General features: G+C 50.8%; 20 protein-coding genes and 1 other RNA gene. 9 read left to right on the top strand and 12 right to left on the bottom strand.

Annotated elements, in window-relative coordinates; all coding sequences use genetic code 11:
• The first annotated feature begins 122 nt into the window (after positions 1-122).
• On the top strand, positions 123-635 hold the full coding sequence (locus ACJJIC_RS18360) for an O-acetyl-ADP-ribose deacetylase (RefSeq protein WP_252085015.1): 513 nt from the start codon (positions 123-125) through the stop codon (positions 633-635).
• Between the two features lie 104 nt (positions 636-739).
• On the top strand, positions 740-1204 hold the full coding sequence (locus tag ACJJIC_RS18355; protein WP_252085016.1) for an Mpo1 family 2-hydroxy fatty acid dioxygenase: 465 nt from the start codon (positions 740-742) through the stop codon (positions 1202-1204).
• Between the two features lie 75 nt (positions 1205-1279).
• On the opposite strand, the gene ACJJIC_RS18350 is transcribed toward ACJJIC_RS18355, so the two are convergent.
• Entirely contained in the window at positions 1280-1765 is a 486-nt protein-coding gene (locus ACJJIC_RS18350; protein WP_152452263.1) for an Lrp/AsnC ligand binding domain-containing protein, read from the bottom strand.
• 198 nt (positions 1766-1963) lie between these two features.
• Between ACJJIC_RS18350 and ald the strand changes: the two genes are divergently transcribed.
• Positions 1964-3109: an alanine dehydrogenase gene (ald, locus tag ACJJIC_RS18345; RefSeq protein WP_252085017.1), complete on the top strand. Its 1146-nt coding sequence runs from the start codon at positions 1964-1966 to the stop codon at positions 3107-3109.
• 353 nt (positions 3110-3462) lie between these two features.
• Here the strand turns inward: ald and ACJJIC_RS18340 are convergent, their stop codons facing one another.
• The 3 genes from ACJJIC_RS18340 to ACJJIC_RS18330 all read right to left on the bottom strand — a co-directional run bounded on the left by ACJJIC_RS18340 (position 3463) and on the right by ACJJIC_RS18330 (position 6705).
• Positions 3463-4824, bottom strand: coding sequence for a substrate-binding domain-containing protein (locus ACJJIC_RS18340; RefSeq protein WP_445357592.1), 1362 nt, complete (start codon positions 4822-4824; stop codon positions 3463-3465).
• Positions 4825-5081: 257 nt separating this feature from the next.
• A complete protein-coding gene (locus ACJJIC_RS18335; RefSeq protein WP_444904132.1) occupies positions 5082-5798 on the bottom strand; it encodes a 16S rRNA (uracil(1498)-N(3))-methyltransferase in 717 nt (238 codons plus the stop codon).
• A 55-nt stretch (positions 5799-5853) separates the two neighbouring features.
• Entirely contained in the window at positions 5854-6705 is an 852-nt protein-coding gene (locus tag ACJJIC_RS18330) for a 6-carboxytetrahydropterin synthase (protein ID WP_444904133.1), read from the bottom strand.
• 129 nt (positions 6706-6834) lie between these two features.
• Here ACJJIC_RS18330 and ffs point away from each other — a divergent pair.
• An RNA gene (ffs, locus tag ACJJIC_RS18325) (signal recognition particle sRNA small type) lies at positions 6835-6932 on the top strand.
• Between the two features lie 254 nt (positions 6933-7186).
• On the top strand, positions 7187-9049 hold the full coding sequence (locus tag ACJJIC_RS18320) for a M2 family metallopeptidase (RefSeq protein ID WP_444885718.1): 1863 nt from the start codon (positions 7187-7189) through the stop codon (positions 9047-9049).
• Positions 9050-9116: 67 nt separating this feature from the next.
• Here the strand turns inward: ACJJIC_RS18320 and ACJJIC_RS18315 are convergent, their stop codons facing one another.
• The 6 genes from ACJJIC_RS18315 to purM all read right to left on the bottom strand — a co-directional run bounded on the left by ACJJIC_RS18315 (position 9117) and on the right by purM (position 15819).
• The gene (locus ACJJIC_RS18315; protein WP_445357591.1) at positions 9117-10436 is read right to left on the bottom strand and encodes a YlbE family protein; all 1320 of its coding nucleotides are present in this window, start codon (positions 10434-10436) and stop codon (positions 9117-9119) included.
• Positions 10437-10438: 2 nt separating this feature from the next.
• Complete coding sequence (locus ACJJIC_RS18310) at positions 10439-11212, bottom strand: type IV pili methyl-accepting chemotaxis transducer N-terminal domain-containing protein (RefSeq protein ID WP_445357590.1); 774 nt, start codon at positions 11210-11212, stop codon at positions 10439-10441.
• Between the two features lie 467 nt (positions 11213-11679).
• Positions 11680-13059 carry an OmpP1/FadL family transporter gene (locus ACJJIC_RS18305; RefSeq protein WP_444885715.1) on the bottom strand — a complete coding sequence of 460 codons (1380 nt, stop codon included), beginning with the start codon at positions 13057-13059 and terminating at the stop codon, positions 11680-11682.
• Positions 13060-13306: 247 nt separating this feature from the next.
• The gene (locus ACJJIC_RS18300; RefSeq protein ID WP_444909000.1) at positions 13307-14026 is read right to left on the bottom strand and encodes a DUF3108 domain-containing protein; all 720 of its coding nucleotides are present in this window, start codon (positions 14024-14026) and stop codon (positions 13307-13309) included.
• Between the two features lie 78 nt (positions 14027-14104).
• Positions 14105-14758, bottom strand: coding sequence for a phosphoribosylglycinamide formyltransferase (purN, locus tag ACJJIC_RS18295; RefSeq protein ID WP_444885713.1), 654 nt, complete (start codon positions 14756-14758; stop codon positions 14105-14107).
• Positions 14758-15819 (bottom strand): phosphoribosylformylglycinamidine cyclo-ligase, encoded by a 1062-nt coding sequence (purM, locus tag ACJJIC_RS18290; RefSeq protein ID WP_445357589.1) that lies wholly within the window; start codon positions 15817-15819, stop codon positions 14758-14760. Before purM ends, purN begins: the two co-directional genes overlap by 1 nt.
• Before the next feature lie 276 nt (positions 15820-16095).
• On the opposite strand from purM, the gene ACJJIC_RS18285 reads away from it, so the two are divergent.
• From ACJJIC_RS18285 to ACJJIC_RS18270, 4 genes are all read left to right on the top strand, one after another.
• A complete protein-coding gene (locus ACJJIC_RS18285; protein ID WP_444898800.1) occupies positions 16096-17193 on the top strand; it encodes a DUF2066 domain-containing protein in 1098 nt (365 codons plus the stop codon).
• Between the two features lies 1 nt (position 17194).
• On the top strand, positions 17195-17908 hold the full coding sequence (hda, locus tag ACJJIC_RS18280) for a DnaA regulatory inactivator Hda (RefSeq protein WP_252085029.1): 714 nt from the start codon (positions 17195-17197) through the stop codon (positions 17906-17908).
• A gap of 279 nt (positions 17909-18187) precedes the next feature.
• Positions 18188-19123, top strand: coding sequence for a universal stress protein (locus tag ACJJIC_RS18275; protein ID WP_444885710.1), 936 nt, complete (start codon positions 18188-18190; stop codon positions 19121-19123).
• Positions 19124-19258: 135 nt separating this feature from the next.
• On the top strand, positions 19259-21076 hold the full coding sequence (locus ACJJIC_RS18270) for a DUF885 domain-containing protein (RefSeq protein WP_445357588.1): 1818 nt from the start codon (positions 19259-19261) through the stop codon (positions 21074-21076).
• 85 nt (positions 21077-21161) lie between these two features.
• Here the strand turns inward: ACJJIC_RS18270 and ACJJIC_RS18265 are convergent, their stop codons facing one another.
• Together ACJJIC_RS18265 and ACJJIC_RS18260 are read right to left on the bottom strand one after the other, a co-directional pair.
• Positions 21162-23039 carry a DUF885 domain-containing protein gene (locus tag ACJJIC_RS18265; protein WP_444885708.1) on the bottom strand — a complete coding sequence of 626 codons (1878 nt, stop codon included), beginning with the start codon at positions 23037-23039 and terminating at the stop codon, positions 21162-21164.
• A 234-nt stretch (positions 23040-23273) separates the two neighbouring features.
• A complete protein-coding gene (locus ACJJIC_RS18260) occupies positions 23274-23855 on the bottom strand; it encodes a superoxide dismutase (protein WP_445357587.1) in 582 nt (193 codons plus the stop codon).
• Positions 23856-23944: the final 89 nt, after the last annotated feature.

The following is a 23944-nucleotide window of genomic DNA, read 5'->3' as shown; positions in this document are numbered from 1 at the left end:
TGCATTGGCCCGGCCACTTGTCTGCAGTGCAGAGGACGCGTCCTACTCATGGGCGCGACTGTTGTGAAGCGAAAAGGATTTCCATCCGCAGCGATTATTCAAATAGCGGTTGGAGATACTGAGTGATCAAAGTTCATCTCGGTGATATCACACGATTGAACGTCGATGTCATCGTCAACGCCGCCAATACACGCCTGCTCGGCGGTGGTGGTGTGGACGGGGCCATTCACCGTGCCGCAGGTCCTAAGCTACTGGAAGCTTGTCGAAGTATCGGCGGCTGTCCAGTTGGCGAGGTCCGTGCTACCAGCGCTTTCTCAATCCCCGTTAAACGTATTTATCACACGGTCGGACCCGTTTGGCGCGGGGGCCGCCTGGGTGAGCCAGAGCTGCTATCGAGCTGCTATCGCCAGTGTCTGGCCTTAGCGCGGCGAGAGAGCATGTACTCTATAGCCTTCCCCGCGATTAGCTGCGGTGTTTACGATTACCCTCCCAGGCAGGCTGTGGAAATTGCTGTAGAGCAGGTACAGCAACACCAGGAGAGGGAAGGGGCGCCAGTGAGTATTGTTTTTTGTTGTTTCGACGAGGAAATGGCAGAGCTCTATCACACCCAACTGGATGCCTATGTACGGCGTTAGCTGATTACTTTGCGCTTTTGCCTGATACATTCGGCCATTGATTGCGTTGCAGCTGTTTAGCAAGATGAGCGTCTGACAATAAAAAATAAGAAAAGGAGATTGTCATGCGCAGTGCCCAACAGTGGTTTGCCGAATATGGTGAAAGCCATCAGAACCCCGTCAATAAATCGATTCACTGGATTGCGGTACCAGTGATTTACGCCACCGTCGCTGGCCTTTTATGGGCCATACCTCAGCCGCAGTTTATGGCATCAATACCCTGGTTAAATTGGGCCGTAGTGATCACAGTGCCGGTGATGTTGTTCTATTTCGCCCTGTCATTCTCCATTGGCCTGGGGATGACTGCACTAACGCTAGTGTGCCTGTGGGCCTGGTCTGTGGTAGAGCGGCTGGGAATACCCGTCTGGCAAACCGCGCTGGGACTGTTTGTGCTGATGTGGATTTTTCAGTTTATCGGTCACCATATCGAAGGGAAAAAACCTTCCTTCTTCAAGGATATTCAATTCCTGCTTATCGGCCCCGCCTGGGTGATAGGCTTCATCTATCGAAAACTGGGAATTCAGTACTGATTTCATGTGCTGTTAGCAAGCAAGAGAGGCGATGGGTCAGTCGTCTCTCTTGTGATCTAACTCCGCAAATTGGGGCTAGCGGTTGTAATGGACCGGCACCTCTAAAGTCTCTTTCACTTCCTCCATTACCACATAGCTGGTGCACTCCTGTACCTCCGGTAGGGTCAAAAGTGTCTCGCCATAAAACTTACGGTAGGCGCTCATATCGGCAACTCGTGCCTTGATCAGGTAATCGAAGTTGCCTGATACCAGGTAACACTCCTGTACTTCCGGCAGGGCTGCTACAGCATTGCGGAACTCTTCGAAGGCGTCCTGGGCGGAACGGTTTAGGCGAATCTGCACAAAAACCACCAGGGCTGCGTCGAGGAACTCTGGATTGATCAGCGCGGTATAGCCCTGAATAACCCCATCATTTTCCAGCCGTTTCACCCGCTCGACACATGGCGTAGCAGTCAATCCCACTTGACGAGCTAGCTCTGCATAGCTGGTACGGCCATTTTTTTGCAGAACCCGCAAGATATTGCGGTCTACGGTATTCAGCTCTCCCGCGCGCTTGCGCATATCTTGTTTCCTTTGTGGGCGATCAGATCAAAAAACAGTCTTGTTACTATTGTAAGCAGTTGATTCCACTAGTTTGTTAAAAATTCTTGTAGAAATCCACTTTTAGAGTGGCCCTATACTGGGTAAAACACAGAAAGTAGGTGTAGCTCCGAGCTTTTTGCGGAGACTACGCCAAACGCAGAGATTAAGGAGCAGAAAATGTTGATTGGCGTCCCGAAAGAGATCAAAAACCACGAGTACCGTATTGGCCTGACGCCGTCTAGTGTTCGCGAACTGATCGGCCATGGTCACCAAGTAATCGTACAGAAAGATGGCGGTGCCGCTATCGGTTTTACTGATGAAATGTACGAGCAGGCCGGAGCCAAAATCATCGAGACTCCGGAAGAGATCTTTGCTACTGCCGATATGATCGTCAAGGTGAAAGAACCGCAGCCCAATGAGTGCGAAATGCTGCGCCCAGGGCAGGTTCTCTACACTTATCTCCATCTTGCTCCAGACCCCAAGCAAACCGAGCTATTGGTAAAATCTGGTGCAACCTGCATCGCCTATGAAACTGTGACCGACCGCTTTGGCGGCCTGCCTCTGCTGGCCCCCATGTCCGAAGTTGCCGGCCGTATGTCTGTACAGTGTGGTGCGCATCACCTGGAAAAAGCTCAGGGCGGTCTCGGTGTATTGCTGGGTGGTGTTCCCGGTGTAGCACCTGCCAAAGTGCTCATCATCGGTGGTGGTGTTGTTGGTACCAATGCCGCCAAGATGGCGCTGGGTATGGGTGCCGACGTCACTATCTTGGACCGTTCACTGCCGCGTCTGCGTCAGCTGGATGATATTTTTGGTGGTGCTGTACGCACCGAGTACTCCACGAATGATGCGATTGAAAAGCACGCTCTGGAAGCAGACCTGGTCGTAGGTGCAGTGCTGATTCCTGGCGCCGCAGCTCCCAAGCTGCTGACCCGCGATATCATCAGCCGTATGAAGAAGGGTGCAGTGGTAGTGGATGTAGCTATCGACCAAGGTGGCTGTTTCGAAACCTCCAAAGCGACCACTCATCAGGAGCCCACTTACGTTGTCGATGGTGTAGTGCACTACTGTGTGGCCAACATGCCCGGTGGTGTAGCGCGTACCTCCACTATGGCTCTGAACAACGCTACCCTGCCTTACGCTGTAGCCTTGGCAAACAAAGGCGCTAAGCAGGCGTTGCTGGATGATGCCAACCTGCTGGAAGGTCTGAATGTTCACGCCGGTATGGTGACTTACAAGGCAGTTGCCGATGTACTGGGATATGAGTTTGTAGATCCGAAGCTGGCTTTGCAAAAAGTAGCTGAGGCGGAAGGCGCCGTAGCTTAATGGGATGCGGCTGTGTCAGCCGCACCTTGAACAAGAAAGCGGTAACGCGCTTGTTTTGAAGGGAAATTTTCCCCGGAGCGCTCTTTGGCGTTCCTCTCTGTGAGACCTGGTGGCTTGTGCCACCATTGTAGCCGCGTTTAAACGCGGCTTTTTTATTGCTAATTTATCGTTACCCTTGAACGATAGCTCCGCTCCCCCTAAAAAAATAATTTTACTCCTTAACTATTTTTCATTTCTCAACAAATACAGTGATTTGTGTCGTAAAAAAGGAGACCGCGGTAGCCTCCCTTTAGATGTCTATTTATCCAGCCTTATTCGTTTCTTCTTCCCTGATTCTGGCCGGACTTTAATGGCTAGAGTAGCCAAACTTCAACTCGACGATTTTTAATTTTTGCGCTGGAGTTATTCGAGGCGATTGGGAGGTAAGCACCAAAACCCTGCACTGGCGCGGTACTAATTTTATAATCGCGCAGAGCTGAACGTACGGTAACTGCGCGAAGTTTGGATAGGATAACCGAACGTTCAGGGCTGACTTTCTCATCGCCAAACCCGACAAGTAATAGTTTTCGACCTTGGTTCTGTGGCTTTTCCATGTACTTTGCCAGCCTTTCAATATCCTGCTGAGCCTTGTTATCCAGGGAAGCACTGCCCTCGGAGAAACGGAAATTGATACTGAGTCGCTCAGCATTTCGGGTAAGCTTCAAATATTCGCTTGGTCCTTCCCGAGAATCCTCTGGTTTAAAGCCGATGGGAGTTTGCGCGACGAATCCAGAGGATTTCACCTGTTCCTGTCCCGGCTCACTCTGTACAAAACGCAGAAATTCTTTCGCTGTAGAGTTGGAGGAATAAATCGGAGTGTATAGGAAAAGGCGGCGTGACAGTGGGTAGTCTTCCGTAGCAATGGTTAGGTGCTCTGGAGCCTGCGGCAGTGTATTTTGGTCAGAAACGGCTACAGCCTTTGCCTGACGGATGGATGCTAGCCCAACAAAACCGATTCCGCGGGGGTCAGAGGTAACACGGTCGGAAAGTTGATCGTTGGACTCGAAGCGCTTGGCCCTGCTGGTGAGAGCGTAACGCTTGCCAAGTACCAGGCTCTTAAAAGTATCCCAGGTGCCTGATTGGTCGTCTCGGGCATAAACGTTAATTCGCCCTTTGCCTTTACCGAGTTCCGACCAGTCTTTAATTTGACCAGAAAAAATAGCACTTATTTGCTGTAGGGTCAGTTGGTGAAGTGGGTTGCGTGGATGCACTATTATGGCCAGTCCATCTATGGCAATGACATGCTCCGCATTGCGGCTGCGCATATCGCCCAGCGTGCTCAGCTCTGTGAATTCACCGTCTTTGATTGGGCGCGAAGCCATGGCGATATCGGCCTTTGCCAGTTTTAACCCAGTAAAACCCGTACTGGAACCATGTGCAGCAATATCGACAAATACAGAATTGTTGCCAACTTTTGCCTGAATACGGATTTCGTTGGGAGCGTCTAGTGGCTGGACACTAATGTCACTCGCCCCTTTCGCAGTGAAATAGTCTTGAACCAAGTTGGGTGCCAGTTGTGCGCCAATAGTATTGGAGCCGTGTAGGCTAAATAGCTTTCCATTGCTGTCTGAAGGAAAAGGAGGAAGTTCAGCGGTGGCGAAAGGGCTTAGAAGGTTAGTAGCAAGCAGTATTAATAGTATTAATGAGCGGCACAGTCGTTGAAGAAAAAGGTACATGTGATCTCAGAGCCTAGGGAAGTAAAACGAGGCCGCAAAATATGTCTTAATTGTGACAAAATGATGAAATATTCATGAAGGAAGCGTGCAAAAGTCTCAAATTTGAGTCCAGGACAATTTGCGGTAAACAAGACCATATTGCCGTAGCTTTTTGAAAGCTTGGGGCGAGCGATATTAATGGCTTGTGAAATAAATATGAGAAGTATGGGTCACATGCACTGTGAAATTGGCATGTGACCACGATTCGAGACTTACACTTAACAGGAGGGGAAAAGTCGGCTAACCAGAACTGGTAGGGCTGTTTCTACTCGGAGAATTCGTGGACCCAGGTGTACAGAGTGAAACCCCGCTTCTTTTAACTTCTCAACTTCGTAGGCAATAAACCCCCCTTCAGGACCAATTGCCAGGGTGCAGGCCTCTCCGATGTCTACTGGGCAAGCAGTGCCACCGACCGGGTGAGCAACCAGTTTTTGAGAGCCCTGACACAGCTCAGGTAGCTCATCTTCCACAAAAGGTTTAAAGCGTTTGCGCAATAGAATTTCTGGCATTTGTGTGTCGACGGCTTGCTCGAGCCCAAGCAGGCATTGTTCAAAAAGCTTTTCCTCTTCTAGCCATGGGGTTTGCCAATAAGACTTTTCCACCCGGTAGCTATTGATCAAGACCAGCTTCTTAATTCCCAGTGCGGTGACATGCTGGATAATGCGCTTCAGCATTTTGGGGCGTGGCAGCGCCAGGATCAGGGTGATGGGAGGAGGTGGTGGAGCGTTTTTACTTAGCTCCACCCGGAGCTCTACTTGCTGATCGGCGAGAGTAGTGATTTGCCCATAGCCGATATTTCCGTCCAGCAGACCTACGCGCAGTTGCTGACCGGGCTCGGCCCGGTGGACATTGACAATATGCTCTAGCCTACGGCCAGAGAGGCGGACGACATCAGGGCTGATAAAGTCCGCTTCTTGCAAAAGAATCAAATTCAAAATCAAGTCTCTTGAGACTATGGAGAATTGTTAGTTTTAGTGGCTTTTACAGAGGCTAGAGCTTAGCACTGGCAATGGCTCCTTTGCCGAGCCCCTCATAGGCGCGCACTCTGACTTCACTGCCGGGGTACTGTTCGGCAAGAGTCGTGGCGATATATTGAGCCAGCTGCTCAACAGTGGTATCGCAATCCAAAATTTCACAGGCGCTTGCGGGCAACTGCAAAGTGAAATCTCCCTGTTGGGCTCTGTAGGCGAAGACCAGGCTATGTCCATTCTCTTTATTTTCTTCACGCAGGTCTTCACGGGTACCCAGGTAAATATCTTTCCAACGTTGAGACCACTTTTCTTCTAGCGATTTGTCTCTCTTTCCATTAACAAAAATTTGGATGCGAGAGCGGTGGCCGTGGGCAATACGTTGGCAATTGCCCTGATGTTTTTTCAGTCCGTGGCTGTAGTGGTAAAAGGCATCCTGAATTTGCTCGTCTTCAAAAGATAGCTTGAGCTGCTCAACACTGGCAGGGAAGGAGTTAGCCAGTTGCTGAACACTCCAGCGGGCAACACTTTCAGCATTGATGCTATCGCTCTCTACTAGGGCGAATGCCTGTTCTGGTCCAGATACTGAAATCTGCTTGCCGCTTGCGAGTTGCCACTTGAGAGAGATATTGCCGTCTTGATGGGCTAGCGCCAGGCCAGGGGCGAGGATCGGAACCAGGAGGCGGTGATCCAGCTGATCATCTAACCAGTGGCGCAATGTCTTTTTAACGATACCAAAATCGCAAACCATGCCCTGGTGATCGAGAGCCCCATCCAGGGCGGCATTCGCTAGCCAGGTTTCGCCCACTAAACCACGCTGGTGGTCCAGGTAGCTGAAATCAACATTGGTCAAATTATCGACAAACAGATGCATGGTTAACTCTTCAGAACGGGATAAAGTAGTAGTCGCCTATTATAACCTGTTAATAGGGCTGGAACTTGCGCCTTTAACCCTCTATAATCGCGCCCTCTTCGGATGCACCGAAGATCGTTGTGGTGGCCCTTCCGGTCCCCTCGCAATGAGCAGCTGCGAACCCCGCCAGGCCCGGAAGGGAGCAACGGTAGCAGTGGTATCATGTGCCGAGGGTGTTGCTGGTTGGGCTGCCTCCTTAAACGCCTTCCTTTTTAAAGCTTTCCCTGATTCTTCGCCAGATGGCCTCTGAGGCTAATCGTCCCGCTGTCTGTTGGCAGCCGTACCCGATCACGCCGTATTTTTCCCCAGAAACCGCCGAATACGTGAGATTTTGTGTCGATCTGTAGCTAACTCATAAGCTTACCGTCGCTGCTAGTAGCTTGCTTATGCTATAAACGGCGACAGTTATAGCTAGGCCCAATAACGATTATTTGAGGGGAAGATGAAGAAAGTTGCTCTTGCCATTGCCGCTGCAGTAGCGCTGTCTGCCTGTGACAGCAATCAGCAGTCACCAAAATCCATGGGGGTGGCTCAGGCCACCGCAGAAAGCCCAGCGGCCAAAAATGGCCCGCTGACTGCTGAGGATGCCAAGGCATTCCTCAATGATGCCCAGGCCCGCCTGGAGAAAATGGCTCAGGAAATGAGCCACGCCGCTTGGTTGGCATCCACTTATATCAATCTTGATTCACAGTATGTAGAAGCCCTCGCCTCCGAGCGCTACACAACGATGGCTGTGGAGCTCGCTTCGGAAGCGGCAAAGTTTAATGACTTGGAGCTCGATCCAGATACCCGTCGCCAATTGACCATGCTGAAGCAGGGTTTGGTGTTCCCGGCGCCGAAAGATCCCGCTTTGACCGCTGAGCTGGCCCAGATCGGCTCGAAAATGCAGGGTATGTATGGTGCCGGTAAGTACTGTCGGGAAGAGGAAGGGGCTGAAAAGTGTTACACCCTGACCGAGATGGGTCAGGTTATGGCTAGCAACCGCGACCCAGAGCTGCTCAAGGATTTGTGGGTGGGCTGGCGTAAAGTTTCCCCTCCTATGAAGCCTCTGTATGAGCGTCAAGTGGAGATCGGCAATGCCGGCACTGAGGAGCTGGGTTACGATAACCTGAGTGTTTTCTGGCGCTCCAAGTACGATATGGAGCCAGATGCCTTTGCTGCCGATATGGATGCTCAGTGGGGCAAAGTGAAGCCTTTGTATGAGGCATTGCATTGCCATGTACGCGCCAAGCTAAATGATCACTACGGTGATGAGGTAGTACCTGCTCAGGGTAAAATCCCCGCACATCTGCTTGGTAATATGTGGGCTCAGGAGTGGGGCAATGTCTATGACCTGGTCAAAGACGATGACATGCAGGCACCCTATGACCTGACCCAGCTCGTTGTTGACTCGGGTATGAGTGAGCAGGATATGGTCAAGGCGGGTGAGAAGTTCTTTACTTCTCTCGGCTTCAAACCATTGCCCAAAACTTTCTGGGAGCGTTCTCAGTTCACGCAGCCCCGTGATCGCGATGTTGTCTGTCACGCCAGCGCCTGGAATATGGACGGCCAGGATGATATCCGCATCAAGATGTGTATTAACAAGACCGGAGAAGATCTGGTTACTATCCATCATGAACTGGGCCACAACTTCTATCAGCGCATTTATAAGGAGCAGCCCTTCCTCTATAAAGAGGGGGCCAACGATGGTTTCCACGAAGCTGTCGGCGATACCATTGCCCTGTCTATCACACCTAAGTACCTGAAGGAAATTGGCCTGATGGATGAGGTGCCGGATGAGAGCAAAGATATCGGTTATCTGATGCAGCAGGCACTGGATAAAATTGCCTTCCTGCCTTTTGGTTTGCTGGTAGATAAGTGGCGCTGGCAGGTTTTCAATGGTGAGGTTCAGCCGGCTGATTACAATAAGGCTTGGTGGAAGCTGCGCGAGGAGTATCAGGGTATCCAGGCCCCGGTAGAGCGCACCGAAGCGGACTTCGATCCGGGTGCCAAGTACCACATTCCCGGCAACACTCCTTATGCTCGCTATTTCCTCGCTCGCATTCAGCAGTTCCAGTTCCACCGTGCATTGTGTGAAGCTGCTGGCGAGACCGGGCCACTGCATCGCTGCTCTATTTATCAAAATGATGAAGCGGGCAAGAAATTGCGTACCATGTTGGCTATGGGTGCCAGTAAGCCTTGGCCGGATGCGATGGAAGCTTTGACAGGCCAGCGCGATCTGGATGCATCTGCAATTATCGATTACTTCCAGCCTTTGATGGCATACTTGGAAGAGCAGAACAAGGGTCGTCAGTGCGGCTGGTAATCTGCTAGCTTTGCGAGAAGTGGCCAAAAAAGGGGAGTGTTACTCCCCTTTTTTTGTTTAAAAAATGTCAGGACTGCATTTGAGTTAAGGGGACTTCAACTTCAGAAAACTCTACAGCGGCTTTAATAAAAGCCTCCATTGGAGGGTGAAGTGATCCAGTACCGGCCATATAGCGATTCATATTTTTGTGTGCCAGGCCGGAGTTGATTGTTGGGGTTGTATTGGTCTTGACGATCTTTAATAGGTCGAATCCAAGCGGTGGCCCCTGATCATCAATACCTGGAGTTAAGAATGAATCACTCTCTGAGTGTGCAATGCTATACATCTTGAGAGTGTTGTCGATCGTGTCCAGGTTTGAACCGGATAGTGATTTCACAGTACCACCAAGCCCTACGGTTTCGGTTATTGCGCTGTCACCCATATCGCGGTTGACATCCGCAGGTGTAATTCCGGGCATCAAAAAACCGCGTCCAACACCGGCCAAGCCGGTAAACCATTTTTCACCGAGTCCTGATATCTTGATGCCGAACTCGGTACCATTACGCGCCATGGTTGTGATAATACTGCTATGTGGTATGCCATTACCCGCATCTGCAATTGCTTTACAGGTGGCCATAATGGCGTTCAGGGAAAATGATTCATCTTGGTAAATCTGTGAGGCAATTTTCTCTATCCACTCTTTTTTAGGGCTGGCCTTGATAACACCAGGGAGGAGAATTCTGGAAAATATTAAAGTGGCAGCATTGGTCATTACATGGCAGTCATCGCCCATAAGTAGGCTTCTGCCGATGATTGGCAGGAAGTCAATCCCATCGACATCGGCAATGGCTTGATTGAGAACTGGGGCCACATTGTTCTCAACCCAGTGGAGGTAATCGATAGCGCTTTTTTCGTAAACGCCAAAGCGAATGGAGCTTCCACGAAAATCACCTCTATCATCACTGAGGTTGGAGTAAGTTCTATAGCCAGAGAGTTGGTCCTCAACAATATACACTGACATCGAAGAGGTAATAATGCCGGCCATTGGTCCAACGGCATTGTGATCATGGCAAGGCTCTAAATCCACCTCCCCTTTTTTCATCATCTCTATGGCGGCTTCTTTGTTTTTTGCGAGCCCTTCAAATAGGAGGCCGGCAATAATTGCCCCCTTTAAAGGGCCAGAGGCCTGGTTCCATGTGATTGGTGGGCCGGCGTGTAAAATCAGATTCTTGCGCATGCCGGGTATGTGATCCCCAGCTTTGCCAATCCCTATTAATATCGGCACGGACTGCTTCATACGTTTTATGGTTTCGTCATTAGCTTGTTGATTTAGGCCTCGGAATTTTGGCGTTGCCAGCTTTTCCAGAAGCTCCTCCATACTGGGCCTAAATTCAACATCTGTTTTCATGGCTATTCTCTTGAGTCCAGCAAGCTGGCATATTGCTTGGTAACGACATCCATATCGCGCAGCATCAAGTCTGTAGTGCCAGTAATTACTTGAATCTGACGCTGTTCAGATAGTTTCATTTCCCCTTCAAAGCCTCGGCTGGCATAACTGAGATGATCCTTGGCTTTGAGAAGGTTGCTGCTGATTTCAGGGGTGTTGAGTGTGCTCTCCAAAAGGCGGGTTAGGCGACTGGAGTACTCTGTAAGATCTTGTTGTAGCCCTTGCTCCGCTTCAGCTGGTGAGATGTTCCAAAGTTTAGCAGCATAATTCTTGCAAATTCTTTGAGAAAGCATTCGCTGCCGACCGGCAATGTTGATTAGTTCGGCAGAATTGTGATTGGCGAGTTGCTGTAATTTAACCACGTAGCTGTGCGTTTCTGTTAATAGTTTATTGCTGCGCAGGAATAAGTCGGTTGCTCCTTCCCTGGTTACCGGTTGCAGACTGAGTTGCTTAAAGGGTTGCCATTCGCTCTGTACTTTTTTTAGCTGATCTTTGATTTTTTCTGCAGCTGGGAACGTATTGAGTTTCTGATTGTTACGCTCAAATTCCTGCACTGACCGTTTCAATACTTTCTGGTGGCGTTGTGCTTCGGGTTGTACACCGTTTAGGATAAATGCTTGCGTGATTCTTTGAGATAGCATTCGTTGACGTCCTGCTATATTTATCGCCTCTCCTATGGTTAATGCTGCAACATCAAGGCTTACTATAAGTAGGAAAAATACTGCGGTTAACTTCATGTTTTGCTCTTTTGGTTTGACTTTTTAAGTTTGAGGTTTTGGGCTTGTCTGCTAGTTTTTCAGCTGCCCCATTTCAGACTTATTAGTGAGAGGGTTACCTTTCTGCTTTAGAGCCACTGTTGTCACTCACTATGGCATGTTACAAAAATTATCTAGAAAGCTGGTGTTCGCGATAAAGTCATTTTGTTTTCTTTTAGGTGAGTGTTAATAATTTATATATTTTCAATAATGAATCGATTTTCGATGTTGTGTTGTTTTTCTTAATTGTTGATGAGGCTATATAACAAATTACTTTCGATAGATATCTAACCACTAATTCTTAATATTGCTATTAAGTGGTATTGATGCTGATGCTGATGGGGGTGAGGTGTTGGTGGGTTTGGAGGCGCTAGGGTGAGAGGTCGATAGGAGAATTAAAAAAGGCCCTACCGGGGTAGAGCCTTTTGTTTGTCGAGAGGGCGAACTACTTAGAAGCTGTAGTTTACACCTGCACTGAATAGCCAAGCCTCGGTCTTGGTGGTGCCGCCATCGTAGTATGCGAAAACAGCTCCAGGCTCTGAAACTTCCTGGATTCGCTCATCATCACCCCAGATGAAAGCGAAGCCAGCATCAACACTCAGGCGATCATTGTGAGTGTAGGTGCCGCCCAGGGTCAGCCATTGACGGTCGGTATCGGGGATAGACAGTGTGCGCCAAGTAATTGGTAAATCGAAGCCTGTCTCTTCTCTAATAACTTCCTCTTCGTGGCGATTGAAGCCGTCACGAGCTGCACCTTCGTCATGGGCGTAACCAAAGCGTACGGTTACATTGTCATTAAAGAAGTATTCGGCGGCAAGGCTGAAGCGGGAGCCGCTCTTAAAGTTTTCCTCTTTAAGTACTTTAGGGTCCCACTCGGCGCCGCCCGCTGGAACAAATGCGGCTAGGCGCTCGAAGCGATCCCAGTTCGTGTACATATAGCCAACAGCGATAGCCCAGTTGTTATCGTAACGATGGTATAGACCCAGCTCCAGGGTGTCGGGTAGGTTCAGGGTCAGGCTGCCGCTGGCATCATCAAAGGGATCTTCTGCGGGGGTAACATCCGAATTAACATCACCCTTTAGCTTGGGGTCGTACTTTGCGTGGTAAGAAATACCTGCGCGGGTGTTGTCACTAATGCGCCACAGGGCGCCGACTGTCCAGCTTACATCCCAGCCATCCCCTTTAACATCCAAGATAGTTGCATCGGCCAGAGCAGGAACAACTTCGTAATCTGTGGGGAAGGTGGTTAATAATTCTGCTTCGGCGTAGAGGAAGTTAATAGATGCGCCGATACTAAAGGTGTCATTAATATCGTAAGCAACAGAGGGCTGGATATTAAGGGTCAACAAGTTGGTTTTGTTGGCGATGATGGTGCCGGGGAAGCTGTCGGGGAAATCAGTCTCAAGACCGAAATCTGTGTACATAGCTAAGCCCCAGGACCAATCATCATTGATTGGTGCTGCCAGATACCCATTGGGGATAAAGGCGCTGGTGGCATAGTCGCTAGCGTCAGCCACAGAAGAGCTAACGGCAACATATCTGCCAAGTTGCGGGCTAAAAGCGTAGTTAGTAACTGTTCCGGCCACGTCGATTTCGGGGTCGACGTAGGTGAGGCCGCCAGTCAAAGTATAAGTATCAAATAGTGCAGAACCAGCCGGGTTGCGGGCTAGGATGGAGGCATTATCACCGATAGTGTTTTCGGCAGCGAAGGCACGGCCAAGGCCGGATGCGCTGGTTTCCTGAAGGTAGAAGCCCGCGGCCATAGCGCCTTGGGAAACGGAGCCGATTGCTGCGGCTAAAACTGCATGTCGCAGGTATTTCTTATTCATGAGAGCCCATCTCTAAGTCTGCTGATTACTGAAAACCATAAGTAGCATTGGAAATGCTGGGATATGGAGGGAAGGCCATTAGATTTATATAGATGCCTTCCGTTTTCGTAGCAAATCCCTCGCTTTTAAACAGGTTAGGCAACAAGGAATTGCCTGTGCAAGGGAAAGGAGTCACTTTATAAAGAGAAAGGAGGCAAAAATCCATCAAATGTGAATATTTTTTTTGCCTCTGTAAAAAAATGGCAATTTATTGGCCAGCACCGACACTTTTGCCATTGATAGATAGCTTTTTCAAAGTAATTTGGTACTTTTTGCCATTCTCCTCACGTTGTACCAGCTTCACTAAGGCGTAGTTCCATTGAGGTGCAATCCAGACGGTCGTCTCTCTTTCTGAGTCCGCATCTCTAACCCGGCGTACCTTTATTGCTTCTACTTTCCCCATTGGTGTTTTTACTACTTCGGTGCCCTCTTTGGCGAAAGTGTACTTGCGAATCTTCTTACCGTCGGCGACCTCATACTGGAGATTTTCTTTGCCTGCGGCGACATCCAGTGTTAGCTGCATTTGATAGCTCAACTTATCCAGGATGTTTGGCGATACGTTTTCCATATCCCGTTCTGGGTTGGAGACGTTGAACACCATGCCTTTGTCGGGTTCGAAGCTGAGAATTGTACCGCGATCGCGGCCGAGTCCTTTGCGGCGATACTCATAGTGGTAGGGGGTAATATTGCCGTCCTGGCTGATAAAGCGGGAATATTCTTTAATACTGGCAAAAAGCGCAAAGGTATTAAAGTCCAGCCGCCAACTCCCTTCTTGCCCAGTAAGCTCACGAGTGGCTGTAACACTAATGCCGTTGTACCTTGCGGTATAAGTCGCCTTAAAGGGTTCCAATTGGCTGGCGAGAGATTGAGTGGAGAGAAAGAGAAAAAACAGAGAGGAGAAAAAAATGCGCACGACAGAGCCTCGCAAAATCTGAACCTCTTTGAATACTAGCTGGCGCGACCCGCAAAGTACATTGCAATGCTGATCCCGCCAGCTTGGCTTTGCTTAACTATCGATTCTGGCGCCACTAAGAGGTAGAAGCTCGCCGTCCAGTTGCGAGCGGTCTGCCAGCATTTTTAGGCGCCCCTGGGCAAACCAGGTAACAGCCATGGGGTAAATGACGTGTTCCTGTACCTGAACCCGCTTTGCCAAAGATTCGGGAGTGTCCCCTTCCTTTATAGGTACGGCGGCTTGAACGATGGGTGGTCCGCCATCGAGCTCTTCGGTGACAAAATGAACGGTAACACCGTGCTCACTATCACCGGCTTCCAGAGCACGCTGATGGGTATGGAGCCCTTGATATTTTGGCAGTAAAGAGGGGTGAATATTGAGCAGGCGACCGCTGTAGTGGCGAACAAACTCGGGAGTGAGGATACGCATAAACCCGGCCAGGACAACCAAATCCGGCTGATGGCTGTCGATTTCTGCGATTAGCGCCTGGTCGAAGCTTTCTCTGCCGGAGAAGTTGCGATGGTCGACCACTGATGTGGGGACTCCGGCCTCGGTGGCGCGCTTGAGGCCGAAGGCCTCGGGCTTATTGCTGATTACTGTGCAGACGGAAAAGTCTGCCCCGGCATTTGCCGAGGCATCCAGGAGCGCCTGCAAGTTGCTGCCGCTACCGGAAATCAGCACGGCAACTTTGCATACTCCCTGTGACATTACAGGCCCGCCAGCTCTACGGCATCTGCGCCTGCCACAGCATCTTCGATTTTGCCCACGACGAAGGCGTCTTCACCTGCTTGCTTCAGGGTTTGCAGTGCTTGGTCGGCTTGTTCCACAGGTACGCAAATTACCATACCGACACCACAGTTGAAGGTGCGGTACATTTCGCGGGCGTCGATGTTGCCTGCCTGTTGGAGCCAGCGGAATACTTCGGGCATCTCCCAGCTAGTGACGTCTACACGAGCAAGACAGTCTTCCGGGAGTACGCGGGGCAGGTTTTCCAGCAGGCCGCCGCCGGTGATGTGGCTGAGGGCATTTACCTGGACGCTCTTCATCAGTTGCAGCAGATTCTTAACATAGATGCGGGTGGGGGCCATCAATGCCTTGGCCAGCGTTTCGCTACCGCATTCCTGTTGTAAATCGGCGCCACTGACTTCGAGTACCTTTCGGATTAAAGAGTAGCCATTGGAGTGGGGGCCGCTGGAGGCGAGTCCAATGAGCACATCACCACTCTTTACTTTTTTGCCATCAATAATCTCGGATTTCTCCACGACCCCGGTGCAGAAACCGGCCAGATCGTAGTCGTCGCCTTCATACATGCCGGGCATTTCGGCGGTTTCGCCACCGACCAGGGCACAGCCTGCCAACTCACAGCCTTTACCAATACCGGAGACAACCTCAGCGGCGATATCCACATTCAGCTTGCCAGTGGCATAGTAGTCGAGGAAGAAAAGTGGTTCGGCACCTGCTACCACCAAGTCATTGACACACATAGCAACCAGGTCGATACCAATGGTGTCGTGGATGCCCAGGTCCATCGCCAGGCGCAGTTTGGTACCCACGCCATCGGTGCCGGAAACCAAGACTGGCTCTTTATAGCCGCTGGGGAGTTGGCAGAGAGCGCCAAAACCGCCCAGGCCTCCCATGACTTCCGGGCGGGAAGTGCGCTTGGCGACATGCTTGATACGCTCTACCAGGGCGTTACCCGCGTCGATATCGACACCGGCGTCTTTATAAGAGAGGGATGTTTCAGCGGATTGCGGCTTGGAATCGCTCATGATTCTTCCTGCAGTGGGTCTTCGAAGGGCGCGTATTCTAGCTGGGTCTTGGTCCGGTAGCCACGCCCAGTGGGCATCTCAATGAAGGAATCTGGTATTTATCTTCCGTTAAACGGCTAGAAACCCTCTAATAGTGAGAACTCGGGGCTGAGAGAAGTCGCCGACGCTGATACAATAGCCCCAATTTTTATCCCGGCCGTGGATTTTGGCGTCTTGCGCAATAACAACGATTTCGTGCAAGCTCACGGGTTGGAATGAGGTTTGGAGAAGAATCCTATGCACAAGCTGCTCCGGCAGGGATTGGTGTTGCAGTTTTTGGTCCTGTTGTTCGGTGCCCTAATTCTGCCAGTCCAGGCTCGAGTTATCTCGGACCTGTATGAAGTGGTCGAGGCTGTACCGAGCCGTGGGGCTACTGACCGCGCGAGTGCTGGCAGCCGGGGGCTGGAGCGGATATTTGTGCGTGTCACCGGAGACGCCGCAATTGGCAGTAATCCAAATTTGCAGCCTATCCTGAAGAAAGCCCAGCATTTCCTAGAAGGTTACCGCTACACCAGCGAAGATAATCAGCTCTACCTTCATCTCTCTTTCGATCCCCAAGCTATTTCCAGGCAAATCCATCAGTTGGGTTTGCCGATGTGGCCCAATAATCGCCCCGGCACTCTGGTGTGGCTGGCTGTGGATACCCTAAAGGAAGGGCGCAGTATCCTCAGGGAAGAAGATGCCCCGGAGCTCTTTTCGGTATTGGATGCTATGGCTGTGGAGCGCGGTGTGCCATTGGATTTCCCGGTGATGGACCTCAATGACCAGCACAATATGCCTCTTGGTGACCTTTGGGCTCAGAGTGAACAGGCCGCAGAGCGCGCTGGTTTACGCTACAGGCCGGATGCCACTTTGATGGGGCGCTTGCTTCAGGCGTCGGGGCGCCGCTGGCAGGCTGATTGGTTATTACTGCACGGTGGTCGCAGTTATGCCTTTGATAGCAATGGTGGCTCTTTGGAAGAGGTTGCACTGCGCGGTGTTAATCAGATGGCTAACTTGCTTGCCCAACGCTATGCCGTGCGTCCCGGTATTGAGGATGCCCAACAGGGCTCAATTTTTGTGGAGTTATCTGGCGTGGATAGCTTTGCCGATTACGCAGAGGCCTCGGCCTATTTACAGGGACTGGCGCAGGTGAGCAGTGCAAATCTCCTTTCTGTGGAGGGAGATCGGATGCGCTTGGCATTGAGTGCCACCGTAGGACTACGCAATTTGCGCGATACCTTGGCGTTAAATCATAAGTTGCGAGCACATGGGGACGAGGATGCCATTGAGTTGAATGGGCACCGTGCACCTTTGGGCAGCGCTGATAATCCGTTGCGCTATCGTTGGGATTGAGATGAGTATTCCGCAACAGTTGCCGCTGGGAGTATCCCTGCGAGACGACGCTACCTTCGATAACTTTTATCTGTCGGAGTCGGACCCCAACCGCCAAGTTGTAGCTCTGCTGCAGTCATTTGCCAGTGGGCAAAATCCCGAAGCGGTGATTTACATCTGGGGGGATGCAGGAAGTGGTGTTAGCCACTTGCTGCAATCTGCTTGTCAGAGTGCCGAGGCCAATGGTCGCAGTTTCCAATATATTCCTATGGCTGAATTGATGGCCATGGACCCGGTTGTACTGCTCGACGGCCTCGAGCAGTTGGATCTGGTGTGTATTGATGACCTGCACTTGTTAGAGGGGCAGCCCGAGTGGCAGACGGCGATGTTCCATTTATACAACCGGGTCAGAGACAGCGGTAGGCAGTTATTATTAGGGGCGCGAAAATCTCCGCGGGGGATGGATATCTCCTTGGCTGATTTGTTGTCGCGCCTGCAGTGGTCGCTGGTATTCCAGTTACAGCCAATGAATGATCGCGATAAAGTGGCTGCCTTGCGCAGGCGCAGCCGCCTGCGCGGTTTCGATCTGCCCGAAGATGTGGCGCAATACATTTTGCACCGCGCGCCTAGGGATACTCGCGCACTGTTCCTGCTGTTAGAGCAGTTAGATAGGGCCTCCCTGATGGCACAGCGTAAAATTACCATCCCCTTTGTAAAGCAGGTGCTGGATATCTAGGGTATCCAATTTGCCCCTAAGCCTAACTCAGTAGTTGACCTAGGAGACTGTCAAAGAGTTCTGGGTCATCTGCCGCCGCCCCTTCTATAACCCCCCCCCCCTTTGCTTCCTCTTTTGTTCCCAGGTTTGTATTCAATCTGGTGGTGACTAGAGCTGCACTTCTATTCTTCTTCTGTGAATTGGCTTTCATCGACCATATTAAATGGTGGTGGCCGCAGGGGCTGCATGGTGGTCTCCGTCTGCTTTTACCTCCAATGCCCACAGTTTGAGGAAATTGTTATGCCGAATATTCATAAAGTCCTCTATGTGAGCCATGCTGCTGAAGATGAGTCCAGTGGGTTGTTACAGGCTTTTGCCATAGCCCGCAATAATCATGCGGAAATTAAGGTGCTGCTGGTTTGCCCAGCGGTACCGGCGGGGTTTGAGGACTTTAGTAGCTTCTGTGTTAAGGCAATGCTGGAACGTGTAAATGAAGGAATTGCCGCAGCTCGAGAGCGTATGAAGCTGTCGAAAGAGCAGGTGAATATAGAGATCGAATCTGACTGTGGTCCACGCCCTGCAGAGAGAGTTATTCGCCGCGTACTTAGCGAAGGTTACGATCTGGTAATTAAAAATGTGGAGGGGCTGAGCCAGCTCAAGGGCTTCAAAGCCATTGATATGGAGTTATTACGCAAGTGCCCCTGCCCAGTGTGGCTGTGTCGTCCCATAGAGCGTGCGCACACTGAGATAAGGGTGGCCGTGGCGATTGACCCCGAGTGTGATGAGGGGAGTACTTACGATCTGGCGATCCGCTTACTACGCTGGGCGCGGGTGTTGGCGGATAGTTGTAACGGTATTTTACACGTTGTTTCCTGCTGGGATTATGACGTTGATGAGTTCTTGCGTCGTCACTTCCCTATCAGCGCCTCTGAAGAGGAGCTGGACCAGGCTACAGAAGCGGCTCGATCTCAACACCGCTCAAAATTGGATGTACTTATTCGGGCTGCGGGTATCGGCGGGGATATTCAAGTTCACCATGTCATTGCTCACCCAGATAGCTATATTCCCCTGCTGATCGATGAGGAGGAGCTGGATCTCCTCATCATGGGTACTGTGGGTCGTGCGGGTATACCCGGTTTTATTATGGGAAACACTGCCGAGAATATTCTGCAAAAGGTAAGTTGCTCTCTGCTTGCGTTAAAGCCCAGTGATTTTGTTTCTCCCATCAAGATATAGCGCTTAATATGGGTGTGCGGTGTGTCGGCAGTATAATTTTTTCTATGACCTAGCTGGCCATGACTCACTCAGGGTAGGGCCGTCATGGGGCGGAGAGGAGTTAGAACCGCAATATCTATATTAGGAGAATAAAAAATGATTAAAACGTTGGCCAAATGGCTTGGCGGTATTTTGTTATTGGGGGTTGCGGCGGTTTCTGTTGTTGCGGTCAACGCGATCTATTTTAAACCCTGGTCAATAGATGTGTACTTTGAGCGGGCCTTTTTCAAGCTCGGCAGTACCAGTCCAGAAATTCTCTCCCAGTTGCGATTGCTCGAGCAGTTTGGAATCGATGGACACAATGCCCATCTTGATGACGCTTCTGAGGCTGAACAGCAGCGTCAGATGCAGATGATTAAGGATGAGCTTGCCGTTCTGCAGGAGTACGATCGTGCAGGCATGGATGGCCAGCAAGCGATCTCTTACGATGTATTTGCCTACTTTCTTGGCAATATGGTGGAGGGGGAGCGCTGGAAACACCACAATTATCCGCTTAACCAAATGTTTGGAGTGCAAAACAGCCTGCCGGAGTTTCTTGCGGAGGTGCACCAGATTCATAATGTCAAAGAAGCGGATTATTACCTTTCCCGCCTGAGTGAGGTTGACCGCAAATTTTCACAGGTGCTTGATGGTCTAAAAATCCGTGAGCAAAAAAACATCCTGCCTCCCCGCTTTGTTATCGACAGCGTGCTGGAAGAGATGCAAGAGTTTATAGCGGTACCGGCCCATGAGAATATTCTTTATACCTCCTTTGAAGAACGCCTAAATAAAGTTGAAGGTCTGGCCGATGGGGAGCGGGTGCGTATCCTCGCTCAGGGAGAGGCCTTGATTGATGCAGAAGTATATCCTGCATATAAGAATCTGATTGCTTACTATCGTGAGTTACAGCCCAAGGTTTTCGAAAATAATGGTGTTTGGGCGCTTCCTGATGGTGAGGCGTTTTACGCGTACCAGGTTCGTAGCCACACCACAACGAATTTGTCCCCCGAGGAGTTGCACCGAGTTGGTATTGAAGAGGTGGCAAGAATAGAGGGGGAGATGAATCGTATTTTCTCTTCAATTGGGCAAGATAGCGGCAGTATCAGCGCCCGCTTTTCTGTGATTAACAATGATCCCCAGTTTTTATACGAAGATTCGGATGAGGGGCGCGAACGCATAGTTGCCGACTACCAAGCGATGATCGATGAGATTAATGCTGGGCTAGGAGATTATTTCGATGTGAAGCCGGCGATGGGGGTTGAAGTACGACGGGTACCAGAATTTAAAGAGCAGGGCGCACCGGGGGCTTACTACAACCCTCCGGCTATGGATGGCTCCCGTCCGGGGGTTTTCTATGCAAACCTGCGTGATGTTCATGAAACCAAGAAATTTGGTATGCGCACGCTGGCCTATCACGAAGCGGTTCCCGGCCACCACTTCCAGTTGGCGATTGCTCAGGAGCTAGAAGGTGTGCCCACTTTCCGCAAATTGGGTTTGTTTACGGCTTACGCTGAGGGGTGGGCACTTTATTCTGAGCAGGTTGCCAAGGAAGCGGGCTTTCAGGAAAACCCCTACGATGATCTTGGCCGTTTGCAGGCCGAGATGTTCCGTGCGGTGCGTTTGGTGGTGGATACTGGTATGCACTACAAGCGCTGGAGTCGCGAAGAAGCCATCGAATATATGGTGGAAAAAACTGGCATGACCGAAACCGAAGTGACCACAGAAATCGAGCGTTACCTGGTAATGCCTGGGCAGGCACTGGCCTACAAGGCTGGAATGTTAAAAATTCTGCAGTTGCGTGATCGGGCCCAGGCGGAGCTGGGCGAGGCGTTTGATATTCGCCAGTTCCACAATGTGGTGCTGACCAATGGGGCCTTGCCATTGGCAATCTTGGAGCGCCAAGTGGATGACTGGATTGCAATTAAAAAAGGATAAAGTAGTTTTTAACTCCTTTAGATAGTTGCAAAAAAGGCCACTCTGAGAGTGGCCTTTTTTATTGGGTGCTATTTACCCGGAGAAGTTAGCTCTTAGCTTTAACGCTTGCAACCCAGCCGTCTACCAGTTCTTCGAGAACATTTAGTGGTACCGCACCGTTAGCCAAAATGGTGTCGTGGAAGCCGCGCACATCAAATTGATCACCCAGCTCGGCTTTGGCTTTCTCTCGCAGCTCAATAATTTTCAGCATACCGATTTTGTAAGCCGTCGCCTGACCAGGCAACACAATGTAACGCTCGATGGCTTTAACCACATCGCCTTTCGGGTTTGGTGTATTTTCAACCAGATAATCGATAGCCTGTTCACGAGTCCACTTTTTGGCATGAAGGCCAGTGTCTACTACCAGGCGACCTGCACGCCACAGCTCCATTGCCAGGCGGCCAAAGTCTGAGTAGGGGTCTTCATAGAAGCCCAGCTCTTTCGGTACTAACTCTGAATAGAGGCCCCAGCCTTCGGTGTAGGCGGTGTAACCGCCGTACTTACGGAATTTGGGGATATCCTGAAGCTCTTGTGCGATAGAGAGCTGCATATGGTGACCGGGGATGCCCTCGTGGTAAGCCAGTGCTTCCATTTGGTAAGTGGGCATATCTTCCATGTTATACAGGTTGGCGTAGTAAATACCTGGGCGCGAGCCATCGGGCGCCGGGCGCTGATAGAAAGCTTTACCTGCGGATTTTTCGCGGAAAGGTTCCACAGCTCGTACATCCAGGTCGGCTTTGGGCTTAGTGATAAACAGCTCGTCCAGGCGGCCCTTCATAGTGTCGATAATGGCGGTAGCCTTCTCCAGGTATTCCGCTTTACCTTCCTCAGAAGTGGGGTAGTAGAACTGCTTGTCGGTACGCATGAACTCGAAGAATTCTTGCAGGTTACCCTCAAACTTCACTTTGCGCATAATCTCGCGCATTTCATCGTGAATCCGCGCAACTTCCTTGAGGCCAGTCTGGTGGATCTCATCGGCTGTCATATCGGTGGTGGTGTATACACCGAGGCGGAACTTGTAGAAGTCATCACCGTTGGCCAGCTTCCAGGCGCCGTCATCGGTAGTGGCTTTCTTTTCCAGTTCCTGTAAGTAGCTGATCAGTTTTTTGTACGCTGGGCCAGCGCTCTCTTGCAGGGCGGTGCTGGCTTTATCGATCAGCGCTTTTTTCTGTTCGGCGCTGATTTCCAGCTTTTCGACTTTACCTTTGAAGTCAGCAAAAAGCGGACTGTCTTTCTCACCTTCAAAAGGTGCGCCGCTGATCAGGTTTTGTGAGTCGCTGATCACATAGGGGAAGACAAACTTCGGCACAATAGTACCGGCCTTGGCGTTGGCTTTCAGGTTCTCTTCCAGTTGGGCAAAGTATTGGGGCATGCCGTTCAGTCGGGCGATGTAAGCCTCGGCATCACTCACTGCATCGATACGATGCTGGCTGATCAGCAGGGATGCCGCACTGGTATGGGTGGCATACATCTGGTTAACCGGGTAGTAGTGGTTACGCCACTTGTAGCCTTCAATGTCTTGCTCAAGATTGCGCTTGGCAAGACGCAGGCTCAGGCGAGTGGCTTCATCCAAAGTATTGGGGTCAACCTTATTCAGCTCGGCGAGCTGGCGCTTGTTAATTTCCAGTGTTTCTTTGGCGAATTCTGGGGAGAGATTATCCCACTTATCGTAATCTTCTTTTTTGCCCAGGAAGGTTTTGAACTCCGGACTGCGAGACAGATGCTCCTGGAAGAAGTCCTCGAACATCTGGTTTACCTGCTTGATGGCCTCTTGGCTCACCTTGGCAGTGCTGTCTTGAATGGACTTGCTTTCCGCGGTGACGGAGGCAGCATTCTGCTGTGCAGCTTCGGGGGCGCCGCGGTCACAGCCACTGATAACCAGCGCGCTAATGGCAGCTGCGATCAGGGTTGGTTTCAACTTCATAAGCATATTCCCAGTGTTCGGATAATCATTGCTATATTGTGCCACTTGGGTGGCATTCTTTAGGTTTTTGAGCCAATTCTGGCCGCGCTTAACGTGGCGAGAACAGCGCACTCCAGAGGGTATTGTGCGCACTAGATGGGTCTTTGACTAGGGGCAGTATTCTGGAGCCATGTCGGGAGTGATTTCCTCCCATAAAAAAAGCGGGCAGTGCCCGCTTTTTAGGTAATTCCGCGATTAGGCGAAATTCTGGTTTACAAATTCCCAGTTCACCAGCGCCCAGAAAGCTTCCATGTACTTAGGACGCAGGTTGCGGTAATCGATGTAGTAAGCGTGTTCCCATACGTCGCAGGTCAGCAGTGGGGTAACGCCTTCATCAGTCAGCGGAGTGGCTGCGTTGGAAGTGTTGACGATAGCTACTGAACCATCGGCTTTTTTCACCAGCCAGGTCCAGCCAGAGCCAAAGTTGTTTACCGCGCTGGTGGTGAACTCTTCCTTGAACTTGTCAAAGCTGCCGAATGCTGTGGTGATAGCTTCTGCAACAGCGTCAGTGGCTTCGCCGCCGCCGTTGGGGCTCAGGCAGTTCCAGTAGAAAGTGTGGTTCCATACTTGTGCGGCATTGTTAAATACGCCACCGGAAGAGGACTTGATCACTTCTTCCAGGGATTTATCGGCGTCAGCAGTGCCTTCCAGCAGACCATTCAGCTTGTCAACGTAAGTCTTGTGGTGTTTACCGTAGTGGTACTCCAGAGTCTCTTCAGAGATATGGGGGGCCAGGGCATTCATCGCGTAGGGGAGTTCGGGCAATTCGAAAGCCATGGTGTCTTCCTTCCTTTGTTTAGGGTTATTGGTGAGAGCATTCTACACGCGCCGTATGCCAGAATTAAGCCGGCGCAGTAGAATAGGGG

It is taken from the genome of Microbulbifer mixtoriginis (SeqCode), from assembly GCF_052468275.1.
The sequence above is the reverse complement of the archived record's forward strand: the minus strand, read 5'-3'. Positions and strand labels throughout refer to the sequence as shown.